Raw genomic sequence first — 19,594 nt, forward strand, 5'->3', positions numbered from 1 at the left:
CCCCTGGCGGGGGAGGATGCAATAGAGGGACGGCTGCATCCCCGCGTCACCCCGGACTAGTTCCGGGGTCCACCGTGCCGCGTATCGACGGCCGACGAGTATGCGGATCGGTGGATGCCGGAACGAGCCCGGCATGACGGAGTGGGTGATCGGTTCCGCTACAACCACTTCGCCTGCTTGAACTTCACGTACAGCGCTGTGCAAACCACCGCGATCACACCCAGTACGACGAAATACCCGTATTCCGTCTTCAGCTCGGGCATGTTCTCGAAGTTCATGCCGTAGATCCCCGCGATCGCGGTTGGGACCGCGAGTATCGCGGCCCAGGCGGCGAGTTGGCGGGTGATCGCGCCGGTGCGTTGCTGTTCGAGCAGGTTGCTGAATTCGAACACCGACGTCAGCACTTCGCGCAGGCCCTCGACCATCGTCTGCACCCGGCGGACGTGGTCGAGCACGTCGCTGAAATACGGTTTCGCCTCGGTATCGATGCAGGGGAGGTCGAGGCGGACGATCTTCCCCGCGACCTCGCCCATCGGTCCGAGGATACGCTGGAAGCGGATCATCTCGCGTCGGAGCCCGAAGATGCGGACGATCTCGTCGCGGCCCAGGAACGCGTCGATCGTGCGTTGCTCCATCGCCAGCACCTCGTCCTCGATGCTCTCGACGATCGGGAGATAGCCGTCGACGACGTAATCGAGGATCGCGTGGAGGACATAGTCGACGCCGTTGATCAGCAAGGTCGGCGCGGCTTCGAGCTGTTCGCGGAGTGCCTTGTGCGAGCGTGCGGAGCCGTGGCGGACGCTGATGATGTGGCTGTGGCCGACGAAGATCGCGGTTTCGCCGTACGCGATCTTGTCGCCCTCGAGTTGCGCGGTGCGGGCGACCGCGAACAACTGGTCGCCATAGACGTCGATCTTGGGGAGCTGATCCGCCTTGATCGCATCCTCCACCGCCAGCGGGTGGAGGTTATACTGGTCTTTGAGCGTCCGCATCTCGGCGTCGGTCGGGTCGCAGATGCCAATCCAGACGAACTCCGAACGGTCCGCGGGGCAATCGACCTTTTCGTCGATCGAGACCGCGCGGACGCGCTTGCCATGGCGATAGAGATACGCGGCGACGACCGTCATGGAGCCTCGATGGTTACGCGGACTGGGGCCGCGCCGGTATCAGAACGCCGGCAGCACCGCACCTCGATAATGCTGCTCGATGAAGGTCTTGGTCGCCGGGCTGCGCAACGCGGCGATCAGCTTCACGACGCGCGGGTCCTTCTCGCCGCCCGGCAGGCCGACGACGAAATTGACGTAGGGGCTGTTCTTGTCCTCGATCGCGAGCGCATCGCGGACCGGGTTGAGCTTCGCGTCGAGCGCGTAATTGGTGTTGATCAGCGCGAGATCGACCTCGCCGAGCGTGCGGGGCAGGGTTGCGCCCTCCAACTCCTTGAACTGCAGGTTCTTCGGGTTGGTGGCGATGTCGTTCAAGCTCGATAGCGGGTTGGTCGGGTTCTTGAGCGTGATCAGCCCGGCCTTCTGGAGCAGCAGCAGCGCGCGGCCGCCGTTGCTCGGCTCGTTAGGGATCGCAACGGTCGCGCCGTTGGGGATCTGCGCGATCGACTTCCACTTGCGCGAATAGGCGCCGAGCGGTTCGACGTGGACGCCTGCATAGGTCACCAGATGCGTGCCGCGCGAGGCGTTGAACTCGTCGAGATACGGCTTGGTCTCGAAATAGCTGACGTCGATCTGCTTCTGCTCAACCTGGAGGTTGGGCTGGACGTAGTCGTTGAAGACGCGGATCTGGAGGTCGACGCCTTCCTTGGCGAGCGTTGGCTTGATCGACTCGAGGATCTCGGCATGCGGCACTGCGGTCGCGGCGACGGTCAGCGTCTTGCCGTCATTGGTCTTGGTGCCACCGCAGGCGGCGAGCGCGAGCAGCGAGAACGAGGCGAGCAAAATGCGGCGGTTCATGCGAATTCCTAGCGGCGTTAAATCAGCGGCGGGTGAAGTGGCGGGCGAGCGCGTCGCCGGCATATTGGATGATCTGGACGAGTACGACCAGCAGCACGACGGTGACGACCATGACGTCGGTCTGGAAGCGCTGATAGCCGAACCGGATCGCGAGATCGCCGAGGCCGCCCGCGCCGACCACGCCCGCCATCGCGGTGAACGAGACGAGCGCGACCGCGGTGACGGTGGCGCCCGCGATCAGCCCGGGGAGCGCCTCGGGGATCAGCGCGCCGGTGACGATCTGACGCGTGGTGGCGCCCATCGCCTGCACCGCCTCGATCGTGGTGCGGTCGACTTCCTTGAGCGATCCCTCGACGAGGCGCGCGTAGAACGGTGCGGCGCCGACGACCAGCGGCGGGATCGCGCCGGCCACGCCTAGCGAGGTGCCGACGAGCATCACGGTGAGCGGGATCATCACGATCAGCAGGATGATGAACGGCACCGAGCGGAGGATGTTGACGATGATCCCGAGCACGGCGTTGGCGACGCGGTTCTGCGACAGGCGGCCCCGGTCGGTGAGGTAGAGCAGGACGCCGAGCGGGAGGCCGAACGCGATCGTGAGGATCAGTGATCCGCCGAGCATGATCAGCGTGTCGAGGCACGCCTGGCCGATGTCCGACCAGTCGATGTTGGCGAAGAAGCTCATGCCGCCAGCGCCGCCAGCATGCGCTGCGTTGCCGGGTGGGCGGCGTTGGCGAAGATGTCGGCGACGTCGCCGGTCTCGACGATGCGGCCGCGTTCGAGCACGGCGACGCGGTCGCAGACGTAGCGTACAACGTCCATTTCGTGGGTGATCAGGACGATCGTCAGACCGAGGTCTCGGTTGAGGTCGCGGAGGAGAGTGAGGACCGAGCGGGTGGTTTCGGGATCGAGTGCGCTGGTCGCTTCGTCGCAGAGCAGGATGTCGGGGTCGGTGGCGAGCGCGCGGGCTATGCCGACGCGCTGTTTCTGGCCGCCGGAGAGTTGGGCAGGGTATTTGGCGGCGTGATCGGCCAAGCCTACGCGGTCGAGCAGCGCGGCGACTTTCGTCTCGCGCTCGGCTTTGGATACGCCCGCGAGCACCAGCGGGAACGCGACGTTCGCCGCGACCGTCCGCGACGACAGCAGGCCGAAATTCTGGAAGATCATGCCGATCCGGCGGCGTAGCGCGCGCAGATCCGCGGCGGACAACGCGGCTACGTCGACGCCATCGACTTCGACCCGGCCCGAAGTCGGGCGTTCGAGTGCGTTGATCAGGCGGATCAGCGTCGACTTGCCCGCGCCGGACTGGCCGATGACGCCGAACACGCCGCTTGCTGGAATCTCCAGCGAGACCCCGTCGAGGGCTGCTGCTTCGCTTGCCGGGTAGGTTTTAACAACGTCGGTGAGGCGGATCATGCGGAGCCCATCACCTGCACCGCGAACCGCTCCATCTCTTCGGCCTGCGGACTCATCTGGAGCAGCAGCAGGTCGAGACCGGCGGCTTCGTACTCCGCCACGCGCTCCTTCAACTGTTCGGGCGTGCCGACCAGATTGGGGCGCAGGCCGCGATTAGAAACGGAGTATTCCTGGATCTTCAACTCGCGTTCGAGCTGCGTGCCCGACAACCACTGGTCGAAATTCGCATAGCCGGCGGGGAGTTCGGTGACGCTGGTGATGCGCTCCAGCTCGCGCTTGGCCTCCGCCTCGCTGTCGCGGACGATCGCGTAGGCAGCCATGCCGTATTGCATCGGCGCGCCGCCGGCTGCCTCTCGTCGCGCGGCCATGTCGGCGATTTTCGGCGCGATCGCGTCGGCGGGGTCGCCGTGCATGACGTACGCGTCGCACTGCGCGGCGATCATCGTCTTAGCCTTCTCGCTTTCGCCGCCCGCGTAGACGGTCGGGCGCTTGGCGGGCTTGGGCGAGCAGATCGCCTGTTCGGTGGTGTAGAACTGGCCCGCGAAATCGAACCGCTCCTGCGTCCAAAGCCCGTCGACGACGGTCAGCCATTCGGCGGTGCGTGCGTAGCGATCGTCGTGCTGGTCGAACTGGAGGCCGTATTGCTTGGCCTCGTCCGCCCACCAGGACGAGACGACGTTCAGCGCGAGCCGCCCGCCCGAGATCCGATCGATGTTCGCTGCTGCCTTGGCGAACAGCGCGGGGTGGTGGAAGTTCGGGCGGACCGCGACCATCAGCTCGATGCTGTCGGTCACCGCGGCGAGCGCGGCCGCGGTCGACCACGCGTCGAGCGCGGGCTGTTCGATGCCCTTGATATCGTTGAGGTTGAGCTCGGCGATCAGCGTCAGGTCGTAGCCCCAGCGCTCGGCGTTCTGCGTCAGCGCCTTGGTATACGCCCAGCTCGCCTCCATCCCCTCGTCGGGGACATTGCGAAGCCAGCCGCCGAAGACGGGAGTCCAGTAACCATAGCGCATCAGCGGGCCTTCTCGATCTGTTCGACGAGGTAATCGACGAGGCGGTCGTGCGGATCCCAGCCGAGCACGTCCAAGGGCTTGGCGACGAAGTTCGACAGCGCGTTGATGTCGTAGAAGCGCGCCACGCCGTCACGGTCGTCGATCATCACCTCGACCCCGCCGACGTCGAGATCGACCGCGCGGGCGATCGCCTCGGCGGCGTCCTTCAGCGTATGCGAGGGCTCGACCGCGGCCATCTTGATGCCCGAGCCGGGGACGACGCACGCATCCGCCGGGCAGAGATCGAACGCGCCGCCGCCTGCGACCTCGATCGCGTAGAGGAATTTGCGGTCGAGCGTCTCGATCCGGGTGATCGCGCCGTCGCGGACGGGGACGTATTCCTGGACCAGCAGCACGCCGTCGACGCTGCTTGGGAGGCCTGCGTCGGCGACGGCGGTGCGCAGTTCGTCGAGGCTGTCGAAGCGGATGATGCCTGCGCCCGATCCGCCGATGTTCGCTTTGACGACCAGCGGGAAGCGGAGCGTCTGCGCGGCGGGGACGACGTCGGCGGCGCGGTGGACGACGCGGGTCTCGGGGATCGCGAGGCCGAGCGAGGCGATCAGCGACAATTGGCGCGCCTTGGAGGCGTCGATCGCGAGCACGTCGGTGCCGTTGATCACGCGCGCGCCTGTGCGGCGCCAGTGATCGAGCATCGCCATCGTGTCGAAGATCGGATGCTCGTCACTTCGCAGGAAGCTCGACATCGCGATGCGGTTGAAGACGACGGGGGCGGGGGCGCTCTGGTCGGCGGGGTTCCAGAAGCCGTCGGGCGTGGCGCGGGTGAACGCGACGCCGCGGCGATCGAGGGCGGCGAACAGCGGTTCGAACCAGAGCGGGTGCTCGTAGAGAATGGCGAGATCGGTCATCGCTCACCGGATACGCATTGCGTGCGGGCGTGCAAACCCAAGCAAAACTTTGCCGCGCGCAATATCGTGTCGCGGGGCCGCTGACAGGAGCGGGGCGACGCGGTAGCGTAGCGGATGATCTCCAGATTCGTCACGCTCGCTCTTGCCGTCCTCGGCGCGGTTTCCGTCTCGGCGCAGGAGGCTCCGCTTGCGCCGCCGCCCGTTGCTCCGGCGACCGTCTCGATCGTGATGACGACGAGCGAGGGGCCGATCACGCTGGCGCTGGAGAAGGAGCGCGCGCCGCTGACGACCGCGAACTTCCTGCGCTATGTCGACCAGAAGCGGCTCGATGGGGTGACGTTCTACCGGGCGATGAAGCTCGGGGCGGACGCGGGGTTGATCCAGGGTGGGCCGCAGGGCGAGGTGAAGCGGCTGCTGCCGCCGGTGAAGCATGAGCCGACCAGCCAGACCGGGCTGTCGCACGTCGACGCGACTATTTCGATGGCACGGTTCGCGCCGGGGAGCGCGACGGCGGACTTCTTCATTACCGTCGGGCCGGTGTTGTCGCTCGATGCGAATCCGGCGGGGAGTGGGGATACGGCTGGGTTCGCGGCGTTCGGGCATGTGGTGGAGGGGATGGACGTGGTTAAGCGCATTCTTGCTGCGCCGACTTCGCCTACTGCCGGGGTCGGGGTGATGAAGGGGCAGATGATCGCCGCGCCGGTGAAGATTTTGACGGTGCGGCGGGTGAAGTAACGGGCGTCGGATAGAGTGCAATCACGCTTCTCAGCGACCACCCCGGCGGAGGCCGGGGCCCAGTTGGGGGACGTCGGCAACTGAGCGCTGCGCGGCGTTACTGCGACCTTTCCAACTGGGCCCCGGCCTTCGCCGGGGTGGTGCACCGATGAGGGTGGTGCAGAATACTGGCGGCTTCCCCCGGTTTTGTGTTTCCCCGCGAAGGCGGGGACCCAGTCTGGGCTCCCGCCTTCGCGGGAGAACAAGTAACTGGGCGGTGCGGCTAGACGTGCGCGCCGTCAGGCCGGCGCCATCACCCGGATAATTCCAGCCGCGACCTTGGCCGTCACCGGGGTCTTCGCCAGAACCTCGCCGTCGATCGAGATAGGCAATGGCGGGATCGTGTTGATCTTCAGGCTCTTCCCCCGAAAATCGCGCACCTTCTCGTGACGTGACTCGAGCCGGAACACGCTGGCATACCAGTTCTGCACCAGCCGCCGCTTCACATGCCCCATCACCGCCTGCACCACGATCTCGCCCGAATCGACTGCCGCCGCATCCACCAGTTCGGTGCCACCGTGATACGGGCCGTTGGAAATCCGCACCTCGACGACGCGGATCTTCACCGCGGTCGGTCCCTCGCCGACGATCAGCGTGAACGGGCGGAAGCGCATGTATTGATACGTCGCCCAGGCCAGATAGCCGACCTTGCCGAAGACCTTCTTGAGGCCGTGCGGGACCGTCTCGGCGATCTTCGGGCTGATGCCCATTGCCGCGCAGTTCGCGAAATAGTCGCCGTCGATCATGCCAAGATCGATCCGGCGCGGCTTGCCGGTCCGGATCACCTCGACCGCGCCCTCGATATTCAGCGGAATGCCGAGCGTACGGGCGAAACTGTTGGCGGTGCCGAGCGGCAGGACGCCGAGGATCACGTCGTGGCCGACCATCAGGTCGACCAACCCGCTGACCGTACCGTCGCCGCCGCCGAGGATCAGCAGGTCCGGCTTTTTCGCAAGCGCCCGTAGCACCGTCGCCTCCAGATCCTTCGGATCCTCGACGGCATGCGCGTCGACCTCATAGGGCAGCCCCGACATCGCCGCACACGCGCGCTTAAACAGCTTCTGGCCCTTGCGCGACTTGGCGTTGACGACGAGCGCGGCAGAGGTGATCGTATCGTTCGACATAACGCCCCCAACGCACGGCATGCGGTTTCGCACCCGTAACGCTTCTCCCGTAAAACTTGATCCGTCGCCGTGCATCCCGCAAAGCCCGCCGCATGACCGCAAGCTATCCCGCGCTTCGCCTCCGTCGCACCCGCGCCTCCGCCTGGAGCCGCCGCCTCCATGCCGAGACCGTGCTGACTCCCGCCGACCTGATCTGGCCGTTGTTCGTCACCGAAGGAGCCGGCGTCGAGCAACCGATCGCCAGCCTGCCGGGCGTGTCGCGCTGGTCGGTCGACGGGATCGTCGCGCGGGGGCGCGAGGCGCGCGACCTCGGCATCCCGTGCATCGCGCTGTTCCCGTACACGCAGGTCGATCGCCGGACCGAGGATGGCCGCGAAGCGCTGAACCCCGACAATCTGATGTGCCAGGCGATCCGCGCGCTGAAGGATGCGGTGCCCGAGGTCGGCGTGCTGACCGACGTCGCGCTCGATCCCTACACGAGCCACGGCCATGACGGGCTGGTCGACGCGGCCGGCTATGTCGTCAACGATACGACCGCCGAGATGCTTGTCGCGCAGGCGCTCAACCAAGCGAACGCGGGCGCCGACATCATCGCGCCGTCGGACATGATGGACGGCCGGATCGGCATGATCCGCAGCGCGCTCGAGGCGGACTCGCACCACAACGTCCAGATCATGTCCTACGCCGCCAAGTACGCCAGCGCATTCTACGGCCCGTTCCGCGATGCGGTCGGCTCGCGCGGGCTGCTCAAGGGCGACAAGAAGACCTACCAGATGGACAATGCCAACGCCGAAGAGGCCTTGCGAGAGGTCGCGATGGATCTGGCGGAGGGCGCCGACACGGTGATGGTCAAGCCCGGCCTGCCGTATCTCGACATCATCGTCCGCGTGCGTCAGGCGTTCGAGGTCCCGGTGTTCGCGTACCAGGTGTCGGGCGAATACGCGATGATCGAGCACGCGGTCGCGGCTGGCGCGGCGGAGCGCGACGTGATGGTGCTGGAGACGCTGATGTCGTTCAAGCGCGCGGGTTGCTCGGGCGTGCTGACCTACCACGCGGCGCATGCGGCGAAATTGCTCGGCGGATGATCGAGACCGAACGGCTGATCTTGCGCGGCTGGCGTGATGACGATGCCGCCTTGCATCATGCGATGTGCGCCGACCCGGCGGTGATGGCGTATCTCGGGCCGGCGCCGACGCTGGCCGACTCCGTCGCGGTGGTGGCACGCCAGAAGGCGATGTTCGCCGACTATGGCGCGTGCTTCTGGGCGCTCGAACGACGGGATACCGGAGCGTTTATCGGCTGGTGCGGGATCAAGCCGGGCCCGGTCGGTACGCCGATCGAGGGGAAACCTGAGATCGGCTGGAGTCTCGCCCAGAGCGAATGGGGGCAGGGCTATGCGCGGGAGGCAGCGGAGGCTTCCCTCGCCTGGGGGTGGCGTGAGATGGACGTGCCGACGGTCTGGGCGATCACCGTCCCTGCAAACACGGCCAGCCGCACACTCATGGAACGGCTCGGAATGACCCGCGTGGTCGACGGCGACTTCGATCACCCGAAGCTCGCCGAAGATGACCGCCTTCGCCGCCACATCCTCTACCGGATCGACCGTCCCGCCCATGTCTGACACCGATGCGATGGAAGTGCGGCCCCTGATGGCGCGCTGGTGCCGGACGATGTTCGTGGCGACGATCTTGACGGGGTCGTTCCTGCTGTTCCTCGTCCAGCCGATGGTGGCGCGGATGGCGTTGCCGCGGCTGGGTGGCGCGCCGGCGGTGTGGAACTCGGCGATGCTGGTGTACCAGGCGTTGCTGCTCGCGGGCTATGCGTATGCGCATTGGCTCGGGCGGGTGAGGCCGCGGGCGCAGGCGGCGATCCATCTGGGGGTGCTGATCGCTGCGGCGTTGTGGTTGCCGATCGGGCTGATCGCGATGGACCTGCCGGCGGACGCGTTGCCGGCCTTGTGGGTGCCGTGGCTGCTTGGGCTGTCGATCGGGCCATTGTTCTTCGCGGTCTCCGCGCAGGCGCCGTTGATCCAGCGCTGGTTCAGTGCGGCGAGCGGGGGCGGCGATCCGTATGCGCTGTATGCCGCGTCTAATCTCGGCAGTTTCGCGGGGCTGATCGCGTATCCGCTACTGGTCGAACCGCTGATGGCGGTGCACGGGCAGAGCCTGTTGTGGAGCGGCGGGTATCTGCTGCTGATCGTGCTGGTGCTCGCCTGCGCCACGCGCCTGCCGAAGACCGCGGCGGTCGATCATGTCGCCGCGACCAGCGCGCCGCCGGGCGCGCGGCGGATCGCGCATTGGATCGCGCTGGCGCTCGTGCCGTCGGGGATGATGCTGGCGACGTCGACGTACATCACTACCGATATCGTCGCGATGCCGTTGCTGTGGGTGATCCCGCTCGGGCTGTACCTGCTGAGCTTCAGCGTGGCGTTTGCGAACGATCGCTGGCTCGCCGACCTGCTGACGCGGATCGCGCCGATCACGATTTTGCTGTTCGGTGGCATCATCATGGGCGGGGTCAACGAACGGCCGTTCTTCAGCGCGGGGATCGCGCTGGTGCTGCTGTTCATGATCTCGGTTGCGCTGCACACGACGCTGTACCGCAAGCGGCCGGCGCCCGATCGTCTGACCGGCTTCTATCTTGCGATGTCGGCGGGTGGTGCGCTTGGTGGTGTGTTCGCTGCGCTGGTGGCGCCGGTGGTGTTCGACTGGACGTATGAGTATCCGCTGCTGATCCTCGCGGCGGGCGCGCTCGTGCCGCAAATCTATCTGTTCGGGCGGTTTCGTACGCTGTGGATGGGCAAGGGGCCGGCGAAACACGTCGCGTTGCTCGCGATCGTCGTCGCGCTGGTCATTCTTACCGGATTGCGGATCGGCAATCCCGATGGCGTGTTCGGCGAGGGGCGGCAGGGCCTCGTGTTCCTGGTGATAGCGGCGATCGGATTCGTCGCGATCGGTGCGCGGCGGCCGTACATGGTCGTGCTGGCGGGGGCGCTGGTGCTGTTCGGCGGGTATCGGTCGCTCGAGTTCTCGCTCGATCCGGGCGCGCGGGTGCGGAGTTATTTCGGCGTCTATACCGTGCGAGACGAGCCGGGGCCGAACGGCGGCACGCGCGAACTCGATCATGGGACGACGGTGCACGGCATCCAGTTGCGCGGTTCGCCTGCGCGCGAGCGGACGCCGACGACCTATTATGCGGCCGGATCGGGCGTCGGGCAGGCGATGCAAGCCGCGCCCGCGCTATACGGCCCGCAGGCGCGGATCGGCGTGGTCGGGCTCGGGACGGGGACGCTCTCCTGCTATGCTCGACCGGGGCAGCGCTGGCGGTTCTACGAAATCGATCCGGCGGTGGTGCGGATCGCGCGGGATACCGGGCAGTTCACCTATCTGTCCCGGTGCCTGCCCAGGTCGGAGATCCGGATGGGCGATGCGCGGATCGCGCTATCGCATGATGCGCCCGACAGCCTCGATCTGCTCGCGCTCGATGCGTTCTCTTCGGATTCGGTGCCGATGCACCTGATGACGCGCGAGGCGTTCGCGACCTATGGCCGGGTGCTGTCACCGCGCGGCCTGTTGCTGGCGCATATCTCGAACCGGTTCATCGATCTGGAGCCGGTGATCGCGGCGGCGGCGCGCGAGGGCGGATGGACTGCGGTCGAGCTGAAATACCGTCCGTCGAGCGTGCTGGTCGATCGCGCGTCGGCGTCGGATTGGGTGGCGTTGTCGCGCGATCCGCGTGTGATTGCTGCGTTGCGGTCGGGTGACCCGGCGTGGGCGCCGCTGGTGCCGCGCAAGCGCTTCACCGCGTGGACCGACGATTATTCGACGATCCTGCCGTTGTTGAAGGGGTTCTAGCCTTCTGATCCTCCCCCGCCAGGGGGAGGTGGCGCCGAAGGCGACGGAGGGGGAGGACACGCGACCGCCGTTTCGCCTTCCTCCCCCTCCGTCTGGCAAGCGCCAGCCACCTCCCCCTGGCGGGGGAGGATTGACGGGTAGGGATCAAGCAGCGGGGAGGCTTGCCTGGATGCGCGTGATCGTGGCGCCCTGGCGATCGTTTTCCGCCTGTGCCTTGTCGCGGATCGCGGCCAGCGCGGGATAGTCGGCTTGCAGCTTGGCAGCGCGATCGGTGGCGCGTTGTTCGATGTCCGTCACCAGCGCGGACGATTGTGCGCGCCAGTCGTCGAGTCCGGCAAGCCCGGTTTGGGCGGCTAGCCACGCATCGCTGCCGACAGAGCCGCCGCGTGCGGTCCGTGCGAGGGCTTCGGTCTTGGCTGCGTCGCGCGTGAAGCCGGTGGCGATCGCGTCGAGCTTGCCCGATATCGTCCGGATATCGGCATCGAGGGCGGGATCGGGGGCGGCCACGGCGGTCTTCACCTCGGGCTCGGCGAATCCGAGCTTCTCGACCGGACGCAGGCCGAGCGACGGATAGGCGGTGGTATCCTTGCTGCATGCGGACGCCGCGAGCAGGGCGAAGAGCGACAGCGAGCGGAGCGGAGCGGCGAGTTTCATGCCCGCCGCTCTATGCGTCCGCGCCGCGCGATACAACTTTATCGCGCTACGCCCTTGCGCCCCCGAAAATGCCTGCTATCAGCGCCCCTCCAGTGCACCCATAGCTCAGCTGGATAGAGCATCAGACTACGAATCTGAGGGTCGGGCGTTCGAATCGCTCTGGGTGCACCAGGATTTTCCGCTTCACGGCGGGCTTGTCGAACCGGTCACGGAACGGCGATGCACCCATAGCTCAGCTGGATAGAGCATCAGACTACGAATCTGAGGGTCGGGCGTTCGAATCGCTCTGGGTGCACCATTTTTCCTATCATCGGGCGTCGAGCCAGCGGGCGATGCGAGCGAGCAGCCTGTCGGTCGCGTCCAGCCTTCCGCCCATTTGCAGGAAGGCGTGGATCATGCCGTCGAACTGGTCGTGGTCGACGGTGACGCCTGCGTCGTGCAGATGCTGGCCATAGGCTTCGCCCTCGTCGCGTAGCGGGTCGTTCTCGCAGGTTACGAGCAGCGTCGGGGGCAGGGCGGCGAGGTCGTCTGCCAGGATGGGTGACGCGCGCGGATCGGTGCGGTCTGCGTCCGAGGCCAGGTACAGGTCGATCTGCCGCTCCAAGGACTTCGCGTCGATGATGTTGCCGTCTTCGCTTTGCCGCGACGGGTGGGTGGCATCGCGGCGCAGGTCGGTGTTCGGATAGAGCAGGATCTGGCCTTGTAGCGCTGGTCCGCCTTCGGATGCCGCGCGGGAGGCGAGCGACGTTGCGAGCGTACCGCCTATACTGTCTCCGGAGACGACGACGCGCGACGGGTCGATATCCAGCGCGCCGGCTTGCGCGACGAGGCCTTGCAACGCCGTCCAGCTATCGTCGAGTTGCGCGGGGAAGCGGTGTTCGGGTGCCAGGCGATAGGCGGGGGCGGCAACCAGCCAGCCGGTTCGGTTCGCCAGCGCGCGCAACGCCGGGTCGTGGCCGTCGATCGAACCGGCGATCGCGCCGCCGCCGTGGATGTGCAGCAGGAGCGGCAACGGGCCGGGTTTCGGGCGATAGAGCCTGACGGTAAGCGGTCCGGACTCGGACGGCAGCAGGAGGTGCGTAATCGCATGGACCGGTTCCGGATCGCCGGAGAAGGCCTTCAGCAGCGCGGTCTGATAGCGGAAGTCGGCCAGCCACTGCGCGTCGTCGGCGTGCGGATCGGCGTCTGGGGCGAGTGTCTTGATCGTGTCGAGTATCGTTCGGGCCTGTGGATCCACCGGCGCATCTCCTTCGCGGACCGGACGTTCGGTGGCCGTAACGGGTTCCCTGCGCGGACGGCTGCGACTTTGGACAAAGCCGGGCGTTCAGCGCACAGAGATATCAAGGAGATGGCTATGAAGCGGACGGGCAAGCGATTGATCGGCGGGGCGCTGCTGGCGGCGGTATCGGGGATTGGGCTGTCGCTCTATTCGAGCCGCGTCGCGCGGCTTGCCGAGGACCTGGTGCCGGCGGAAGGGCGTTTTCTCGACGTCGCGGGCGCTCGGCTGCACTATATCGATGTCGGCAGCGGGCCGGCGATCGTCATGGTCCACGGGCTCGCCGGGCAGTTGCGCAACTTCAGCTATGCGCTCGTCGACCTGCTCAAGGACGACTACCGCGTGATCGTCGTCGATCGGCCGGGGTCGGGCTATTCGACCGCGACGGGGGCGATGCCGGGGATCATCGGGCAGGGCGCGATCATCGCCGACTTCATCCAGAAGCTCGGGCTGGATCGGCCGTTGCTGGTGGGGCATTCGCTGGGCGGTGCGCTCAGCCTCGCGGTCGGGCTCGACCATCCGCATCTGGTTCGCGCGCTCGCGCTGATCGCGCCGCTGACGCAGCCGTTGGAGCAGGTGCCGGAGAGCTTCCGCGGATTGGCGCGGATTCCGTCGGGTGCGCGTCTGGCGTTCGCGCAGGTGTTGGGGACGCCGCTTAGCCGGTTGACGGCGAAGAAGACGCTGGAAGGCGTGTTTGCGCCCGAGGCTGTGCCGGAGGATTTCATCACACGGGGCGGCGGTGCGCTGTCGGCGCGGCCGATCGCGATTGCTGCGGCGGCGACGGATCTTGCCGGGGCGAACGACGATGTGACGGCGATGGTCGGGCGGTATGCGGAGATCGGTTTGCCGGTGCGGATATTGTTCGGGCGGCAGGATGCGATTCTGGATCCGGCTTGGAATGGTCACCGGACTGCGGCGGTGATTTCGGGGGCTAAGATCGATACGATCGAGGGCGGGCATATGATCCCGATTACGGCGCCGGAGGCTTGTGCGCGGTTTGTGAGGGCTGCGTTTGCGGCTGGGTGAGGGATTATTCCAGTAGTTTGTCCACCCCGGCGAAGGCCGGGGCCCAATTGGAAAGGTTGATGTAACTGAGGGTTGCGCTTCGTTAGCTAGCTTCCCCAATTGGGCCCCGGCCTTCGCCGGGGTAGTGCTTTGGTGGGGAGCGCGTTCTCGACAACAAGCACTCGCGGCGTTGGAAGTTGCCGATGCTCGTGTTGATGCAATATCGAAAGCTGTCTGGGAGACGGCAACGAACGCCATCTCCCGCTCCTTGTTCTCCCGCCTTCGCGGGAGAACAAGCTTGCGTTTGAGTACCGGTCAGCCCGCGACGGGGAGCTTCACCTTGCCCTTGTCGTCTCGTTCCAACGGACCGTAGGACAGTACGACCTCGAGCAGCAGCGGCCCGCCATAGATGTGTGGGAACTGCTGTCCCCCACGCGACTCTTCCCACTTCACGTCGTCGCCGAGCGCTTCGAGATCGATCGCAGCCACATGCAGGTCCGACTGACCGGCGAAGTGCTTGTCGACCGTTTCCGTCAGCTGCTCCGCCGTCGACAGGTGGATATAGCCGTCGGCCACATCCACCGGCGCGCCCGCAAAGCTCCCGCTCTCCAGCGTCGCCAGCTGCTCCCCCGTCAGCACCTTATAGGCGATCGGATCGCGGCTCATTCGCCGTCCTCCGGGCCTGCTGCGTCGTCCTCGCCGATCGTCGCGCCGGTGTCCGGAGCGACCTCCGGCACGGCATCCGCCAGGTTGATCTCGGCGTCTTCCTCGGTTTCCTCGATCCGTGCAGCGGAGACGACGTGCTCGCCCTTCGCCACGTCGAACAGCTTCACGCCCGCCGAGTTGCGGCTGATGACGCGGAGCGACGCGAGCGTCGTGCGGATCAGTTTTGCCTGGTTGGTCACCAGCATCAGCTGATGGCCCTTCGCCGCGGCGAAGCTCGCCACGACGGGGCCGTTGCGCGCGATGTTGTCGATGTTGGTGATGCCCTGACCACCGCGACCGGTGCGACGATAGTCATAGGCGCTCGACAGCTTGCCATAGCCGTTCTCGCAGACCGTCAGGATGAACTGCTCGCGGTCCTTGAGGTCGTTGTAGCGGTCGGCGCCCATGCCGTGATCGCCCTCGCGCTCGCCCTTCCACGGCGCGAACTTGAGATAGGTCTCGCGCTCCTCGGGGGTGGCGCCGACACGGTGGAGGACCGACAGCGAGATGACCTCGTCGTCGCCCTTGAGCGTTACGCCACGAACGCCGGTCGACGTCCGGCTCTGGAACTCGCGGACGTCGTCGCCGGCAAAACGGATCGCCTTGCCGAGCTTGGTCGCGAGCAGCACGTCGTCATGCTCGCTGAGCAGCGCGACGCCGATCAGCTTGTCCTCCGAACCCTCCTCGAAGCGCATCGCGATCTTGCCGTTCGACGGCACGTTGGTGAACGCGTCCATCGCGTTGCGGCGGACGAGACCGCGCTGCGTCGCGAACATCACGTGCAGGCGGCTCCACTCGCTCAGGTCCTCCGGCAGCGGGAGCACGGTCGAGATCGTCTCGCCCGGTGCCAGCGGCAGCAGGTTGATCATTGGCCGACCACGCGTGGCGGGGCCACCCTCGGGCAGGCGCCAGACCTTGTAGCGATAGACCTTGCCGAGGTTCGAGAAGAACAGCACCGGGGTGTGCGTCGAGGTGACGAACAGCTCGGTGACGACGTCCTCGTCCTTCGTCGACATGCCCGCGCGACCCTTGCCGCCACGCGCCTGCGCGCGGAACGTGTCGAGGCTGGTGCGCTTGATATAGCCCTGCATGGTCACGGTGACGACCATGTCCTCGCGCTCGATCAGGTCCTCGTCGTCGATGCCGTTGGCGGCGGCGGCGATCTCGGAGCGGCGCGGGGTGGCGAATTCGTCGCGGATCGCGATCAGCTCGCCGCGCATTACTTCGTACAGCTTCGCACGGTCGCCGAGGATGTGGAGCAGTTCGCCGATCGTCGCCGCGAGCGCCTTCAGCTCGTCGCCGATCTCGTCTCGGCCTAGCAGCGTGAGGCGGTGCAGGCGGAGATCGAGGATCGCGCGGACCTGCGGTTCGGACAGCTTGTAGATGCCGTCGGCCTGCTTGTCCTCGACCGCTTCGACCAGCGCGATGTACGGTGCGATCTCCTCGACCGGCCATTCGCGGGCGAGCAGCTTGCCGCGCGCTTCGGCGGGGCTCGACGAGCCGCGGATGATCTTGACGACTTCGTCGAGGTTGGTGACCGCGATGACGAGGCCGAGCAACAGATGCGCGCGCTCGCGTGCTTTGGCGAGTTCGAACTTCGAGCGGCGGGTGATGACCTGCTCGCGGAACGTGATGAACGCGCCGATGATGTCGCGCAGGTTGAGCAGCTCGGGACGGCCGCCGCGGATCGCCAGCATGTTGGCGGGGAAGCTCGACTGTGCGGGTGTGTGCCGCCAGAGCTGGTTGAGCACCACGTCGACGGTCGCGTCGCGCTTCAGGTCGATGACGATGCGGACGCCCATGCGGCTCGATTCGTCGCGGATGTCGCTGACGCCTTCGATCCTTTTGTCCTTGGCGGCTTCGGCGATCTTCTCGACCAGGCCGTTCTTGCCGGTTTGGAACGGGATCTCGGTGAGGACGATCGAGCGACGGTCGCCCTTGCCCTCCTCGACGATATGGCGCGAGCGGACGATGATCGAACCGCGGCCGGTCTCGTAGGCGGACTTTGCACCCGCGCGGCCGAGGATGATCGCGCCGGTCGGGAAGTCGGGACCGGGGACGATCTCGAACAGTTCCTCGGTCGTGATCGCGCCATTGTCCATGTAGGCGAGGCACGCGGCGATGACTTCGCCGAGATTGTGCGGCGGGATGTTGGTCGCCATGCCGACCGCGATGCCGCCCGCGCCGTTGACCAGCAGGTTCGGGAAGCGCGCCGGCAACACCGAAGGCTCGCGCTCGGAGCCGTCATAGTTGGGCGTGAAATCGACCGTATCCTTGTCGAGATCGCCGAGCAGCGCGTTCGCGACCTTGCCGAGGCGCGCCTCGGTGTAGCGCATTGCCGCGGGCGGATCGGGGTCCATCGAGCCGAAGTTGCCCTGGCCGTCGATCAGCGGCACGCGCATCGACCAGTCCTGGGTCATGCGGGCCAAGGCGTCGTAGATCGAGCTGTCGCCGTGCGGATGGTATTTACCCATCACGTCACCGACGATGCGCGCGGACTTGCGGTAGGGCTTGCCGGCGACGAAGCCGCTTTCGTGCGCGCCGTACAGGATGCGGCGATGGACGGGTTTCAGGCCGTCGCGGACGTCGGGCAGCGCGCGCGCGACGATGACGCTCATCGCATAGTCGAGATAGCTCGACTTCATCTCGTCGACGATCGAGATCGTGGCGATGCCGGCGGGCTCGCCGCCCTGGGGTTCGGCGAGTATGGTCTCGTCGGTCAAATCTGAACGCTTTCGGCTTGTTGCGGTATGATGACACACCTTAGCCGAGGGGGGGGCACCTTACTACCCCCGCGCACGCGTACGCACGCGAGGGAGCAAGGTTTCATCGTTAATTTGAGGCTTATTTGCAGGCGGTCTTGGTCTTGTTGCCGGCGAGCGAGCAATCATAGGTGACGGTCTTGCCGTTCGCGAGCTTAGCGCTGACCATGCGGCCTTTCTTGGCCGTCGTCGTGCGCTTGGCGACCTTGGTGTTGCCCATCGGCGTGGTGGTCTTGGTCGTGGTGGTGTGCGTCGCGACGGTTTTCGGCTTGACGGTCTTGGTCTGAGCCTGGGTCGCGGCGACGGCTGCGGTGCCGGACAGCAGCGTAGCGCCGGCGAGGATCGCGAGGGGGAGGGACTTCTTCATGCGGGTATCCTCTCGTTTCGCCCTTGGTGGACGATGCGAGGAGACTGCGCCGGCGGACCTGAACGGAAAATGGCAGAAGGGTGAAATCCGCGTCATGGACGGGCTCCTCCTCACCCCTCCCTGGAAGGGAGGGGTAGGGGGTGGGTAGGCTTCCGCATTGGCTAGCGGTCGTGGTTTACAACCGGCCGACCCACCCCCAACCCCTCCCTTTCAGGGAGGGGAGCAGTTAGGGCGTGACTTCTACCCCATCCCAGGCGAACAACTTGCCGCTGTCCGGTGCGCGCAGGCCGTCGATGACGTCGAGCAACTGCACCGCCGCGCGGTCGGCCTTGAACAGGTTGCCGGGGGTGACGTTGCCCTGGAATGGCTTCGACAGATCGGTGTCGACCGTTCCCGGATGCAGTCCGACGACGATGCCGCTGGAGTTCCGGCGCTTGTCCTCGATCGAGATCGTCTTCACCAACTGGTTTAGCGCCGCCTTCGACGCGCGATAGCCGTACCAGCCGCCGAGCTTGTTATCGCCGATGCTGCCCACGCGAGCAGACAGCACGGCAAACACGATCCGCCCGGCCTTTGGCATTGTCGGCAGGAAGTGCTTCGCCACCAGCGCCGGGCCGATCGCATTGATCGCGAAGTTGCGTGCCATCCACACCGGGTCGAGCTCGCGCATCGCCTTCTCGGGGCCCTTGTCGCCATCGTGGAGCAAACCCGTCGCGACGATGACTAGCGTCGGCGACCCAACCCGCCCCGCCGCCGCCGCAATGCTCGCCTCATCCTCTAGATCGAGACGCCGATCGCCACTCTCCGACCGCGCGAACCCATGGACCTTGTCGAAAGCCCCTTCCTCGATCAGCGCCTCTTCCAGCGCCTTGCCGATCCCACCCGACACACCGATGACGACCGCGCTGCTCACTTGCGTACGAACCGGAACTGCGCGTCGCTGCTGCCCGCCGCGTCATACGCATAGCCATCGCTGTCGAACCCCTTGATCCCCTCGATGTCGTCGACACGGTGCTCGACCAGCCACCGCGCGACCATGCCGCGGGCCTTCTTCGCGTGGAAGCTGACGAACTTCTGCGCCTCGCCCTCGCGGAAATCGATCGCCACGACGCGTATGGACGAAGGCAATTTCCCATCCACCGCGGCCCAATATTCCTGGCTCGCGAGGTTGAGGATCGTGCCAGATCCCTCCGCCTCGACGTCGTCGGCGAGAAGCTCGGCGATCCTGTCCCCCCACCAGTCGGTCAGCTTCGTCTTCCGCGGCGCCCACCGCGTGCCCATTTCCAACCGGTAGGGCCGCATCAGGTCGAGCGGCCGCAGCAGGCCGTAAAGCCCCGACAACATCCGCACGTGATCCTGCGCGTAATCCACCGCCGCCTCGTCGAGCGTCTTTGCCTCGAGCCCGGTATAGACGTCGCCGGCGAACGCGAACATCGCCGGCCGCTCGGGCAGGGTGTCGAAATCGCGATACCGGTCCGCGTTGAGCTTCGCCAGCGCGGGCGAGATATGCATCAGTTCCGACAGCTTCTTCTGCGTCAGGTGCGCGGCGGCATGCGCCAGCGTCGTCGCTTCGTCGGCGAACCGCGGCGTGGTAGGCTCGAGCTTGGGCAGTGCGCTCTCGTAATCGAGCGTCTTGGCGGGCGATAGGACAGCGATCATCGTCGCGATCTAGCGGCGGCGGGGAGCGCGTTCAATCGACGTTCACCCGCTAATTTGCAGGCAGGGGATCCGGACCGCTTGCTTGAACGTATGCACCACGGACCATATAGCGTCGCGGC

19 protein-coding genes and 2 tRNA genes are annotated in these 19,594 nt (G+C 66.4%); 7 read left to right on the plus strand and 14 right to left on the minus strand.

All coding sequences use genetic code 11. From position 1 onward, the window contains the following. Positions 1 to 158: 158 nt before the first annotated feature. The 6 genes from ASE82_RS10720 to ASE82_RS10745 are packed head-to-tail and all read right to left on the minus strand — an operon-like array spanning position 159 to position 5,295. Positions 159 to 1,127, minus strand: a complete 969-nt coding sequence (locus ASE82_RS10720) for a magnesium and cobalt transport protein CorA (RefSeq protein ID WP_056062677.1) — start codon at positions 1,125 to 1,127, stop codon at positions 159 to 161. Between the two features lie 39 nt (positions 1,128 to 1,166). Next, the gene (locus tag ASE82_RS10725; protein WP_056062680.1) at positions 1,167 to 1,961 is read right to left on the minus strand and encodes a MetQ/NlpA family ABC transporter substrate-binding protein; all 795 of its coding nucleotides are present in this window, start codon (positions 1,959 to 1,961) and stop codon (positions 1,167 to 1,169) included. Positions 1,962 to 1,983: 22 nt separating this feature from the next. Then, entirely contained in the window at positions 1,984 to 2,646 is a 663-nt protein-coding gene (locus ASE82_RS10730; protein WP_056062682.1) for a methionine ABC transporter permease, read from the minus strand. Beyond that, positions 2,643 to 3,377, minus strand: coding sequence for a methionine ABC transporter ATP-binding protein (locus ASE82_RS10735; protein WP_056062685.1), 735 nt, complete (start codon positions 3,375 to 3,377; stop codon positions 2,643 to 2,645). Before ASE82_RS10735 ends, ASE82_RS10730 begins: the two co-directional genes overlap by 4 nt. Beyond that, the gene (locus tag ASE82_RS10740; RefSeq protein WP_056062688.1) at positions 3,374 to 4,390 is read right to left on the minus strand and encodes an LLM class flavin-dependent oxidoreductase; all 1,017 of its coding nucleotides are present in this window, start codon (positions 4,388 to 4,390) and stop codon (positions 3,374 to 3,376) included. The genes ASE82_RS10735 and ASE82_RS10740 overlap by 4 nt, the downstream gene beginning before the upstream one ends. After that, a complete protein-coding gene (locus ASE82_RS10745; RefSeq protein ID WP_056062690.1) occupies positions 4,390 to 5,295 on the minus strand; it encodes an ATP-grasp domain-containing protein in 906 nt (301 codons plus the stop codon). The genes ASE82_RS10740 and ASE82_RS10745 overlap by 1 nt, the downstream gene beginning before the upstream one ends. 114 nt (positions 5,296 to 5,409) lie before the next feature. On the opposite strand from ASE82_RS10745, the gene ASE82_RS10750 reads away from it, so the two are divergent. After that, the gene (locus tag ASE82_RS10750) at positions 5,410 to 6,030 is read left to right on the plus strand and encodes a peptidylprolyl isomerase (protein ID WP_056062693.1); all 621 of its coding nucleotides are present in this window, start codon (positions 5,410 to 5,412) and stop codon (positions 6,028 to 6,030) included. A gap of 278 nt (positions 6,031 to 6,308) precedes the next feature. Here the strand turns inward: ASE82_RS10750 and ASE82_RS10755 are convergent, their stop codons facing one another. Continuing rightward, positions 6,309 to 7,193 carry a diacylglycerol/lipid kinase family protein gene (locus ASE82_RS10755; RefSeq protein WP_056062698.1) on the minus strand — a complete coding sequence of 295 codons (885 nt, stop codon included), beginning with the start codon at positions 7,191 to 7,193 and terminating at the stop codon, positions 6,309 to 6,311. 92 nt (positions 7,194 to 7,285) lie between these two features. On the opposite strand from ASE82_RS10755, the gene hemB reads away from it, so the two are divergent. Genes hemB through ASE82_RS10770 form a run of 3 tightly spaced genes read left to right on the plus strand, consistent with a single transcriptional unit; the run spans position 7,286 to position 11,047 of the window. Next, on the plus strand, positions 7,286 to 8,278 hold the full coding sequence (gene hemB / locus ASE82_RS10760) for a porphobilinogen synthase (protein WP_056062701.1): 993 nt from the start codon (positions 7,286 to 7,288) through the stop codon (positions 8,276 to 8,278). Further along, positions 8,275 to 8,814 (plus strand): GNAT family N-acetyltransferase, encoded by a 540-nt coding sequence (locus ASE82_RS10765; protein WP_056062702.1) that lies wholly within the window; start codon positions 8,275 to 8,277, stop codon positions 8,812 to 8,814. The genes hemB and ASE82_RS10765 overlap by 4 nt, the downstream gene beginning before the upstream one ends. Continuing rightward, positions 8,807 to 11,047, plus strand: coding sequence for a spermidine synthase (locus ASE82_RS10770; RefSeq protein WP_056062705.1), 2,241 nt, complete (start codon positions 8,807 to 8,809; stop codon positions 11,045 to 11,047). The genes ASE82_RS10765 and ASE82_RS10770 overlap by 8 nt, the downstream gene beginning before the upstream one ends. A gap of 144 nt (positions 11,048 to 11,191) precedes the next feature. Here ASE82_RS10770 and ASE82_RS10775 read toward each other — a convergent pair whose 3' ends face one another. Further along, on the minus strand, positions 11,192 to 11,701 hold the full coding sequence (locus ASE82_RS10775; RefSeq protein WP_056062708.1) for a hypothetical protein: 510 nt from the start codon (positions 11,699 to 11,701) through the stop codon (positions 11,192 to 11,194). Positions 11,702 to 11,795: 94 nt separating this feature from the next. Here ASE82_RS10775 and ASE82_RS10780 point away from each other — a divergent pair. Then, positions 11,796 to 11,872, plus strand: a tRNA-Arg gene (locus ASE82_RS10780). Positions 11,873 to 11,922: 50 nt separating this feature from the next. Beyond that, positions 11,923 to 11,999, plus strand: a tRNA-Arg gene (locus ASE82_RS10785). 9 nt (positions 12,000 to 12,008) lie between these two features. On the opposite strand, the gene ASE82_RS10790 is transcribed toward ASE82_RS10785, so the two are convergent. Beyond that, positions 12,009 to 12,938 carry an alpha/beta hydrolase gene (locus ASE82_RS10790; protein ID WP_056062710.1) on the minus strand — a complete coding sequence of 310 codons (930 nt, stop codon included), beginning with the start codon at positions 12,936 to 12,938 and terminating at the stop codon, positions 12,009 to 12,011. A gap of 117 nt (positions 12,939 to 13,055) precedes the next feature. On the opposite strand from ASE82_RS10790, the gene ASE82_RS10795 reads away from it, so the two are divergent. Continuing rightward, on the plus strand, positions 13,056 to 14,003 hold the full coding sequence (locus tag ASE82_RS10795; protein WP_200910711.1) for an alpha/beta fold hydrolase: 948 nt from the start codon (positions 13,056 to 13,058) through the stop codon (positions 14,001 to 14,003). A 294-nt stretch (positions 14,004 to 14,297) separates the two neighbouring features. Here ASE82_RS10795 and ASE82_RS10800 read toward each other — a convergent pair whose 3' ends face one another. The 5 genes from ASE82_RS10800 to yaaA all read right to left on the minus strand — a co-directional run bounded on the left by ASE82_RS10800 (position 14,298) and on the right by yaaA (position 19,475). Next, complete coding sequence (locus tag ASE82_RS10800) at positions 14,298 to 14,648, minus strand: DUF952 domain-containing protein (RefSeq protein ID WP_056062717.1); 351 nt, start codon at positions 14,646 to 14,648, stop codon at positions 14,298 to 14,300. Next, positions 14,645 to 17,410 carry a DNA gyrase subunit A gene (gyrA, locus tag ASE82_RS10805; RefSeq protein WP_056062720.1) on the minus strand — a complete coding sequence of 922 codons (2,766 nt, stop codon included), beginning with the start codon at positions 17,408 to 17,410 and terminating at the stop codon, positions 14,645 to 14,647. Before gyrA ends, ASE82_RS10800 begins: the two co-directional genes overlap by 4 nt. Positions 17,411 to 17,531: 121 nt before the next feature. After that, a complete protein-coding gene (locus tag ASE82_RS10810) occupies positions 17,532 to 17,816 on the minus strand; it encodes a hypothetical protein (RefSeq protein WP_056062722.1) in 285 nt (94 codons plus the stop codon). Between the two features lie 226 nt (positions 17,817 to 18,042). Next, positions 18,043 to 18,729 (minus strand): SDR family NAD(P)-dependent oxidoreductase, encoded by a 687-nt coding sequence (locus ASE82_RS10815; protein WP_056062725.1) that lies wholly within the window; start codon positions 18,727 to 18,729, stop codon positions 18,043 to 18,045. Beyond that, positions 18,726 to 19,475, minus strand: a complete 750-nt coding sequence (yaaA, locus tag ASE82_RS10820) for a peroxide stress protein YaaA (RefSeq protein ID WP_056062728.1) — start codon at positions 19,473 to 19,475, stop codon at positions 18,726 to 18,728. The genes ASE82_RS10815 and yaaA overlap by 4 nt, the downstream gene beginning before the upstream one ends. Positions 19,476 to 19,594: the final 119 nt, after the last annotated feature.

Origin of the sequence: Sphingomonas sp. Leaf230, assembly GCF_001421745.1 — a bacterium.
Taxonomy (GTDB): domain Bacteria; phylum Pseudomonadota; class Alphaproteobacteria; order Sphingomonadales; family Sphingomonadaceae; genus Sphingomonas.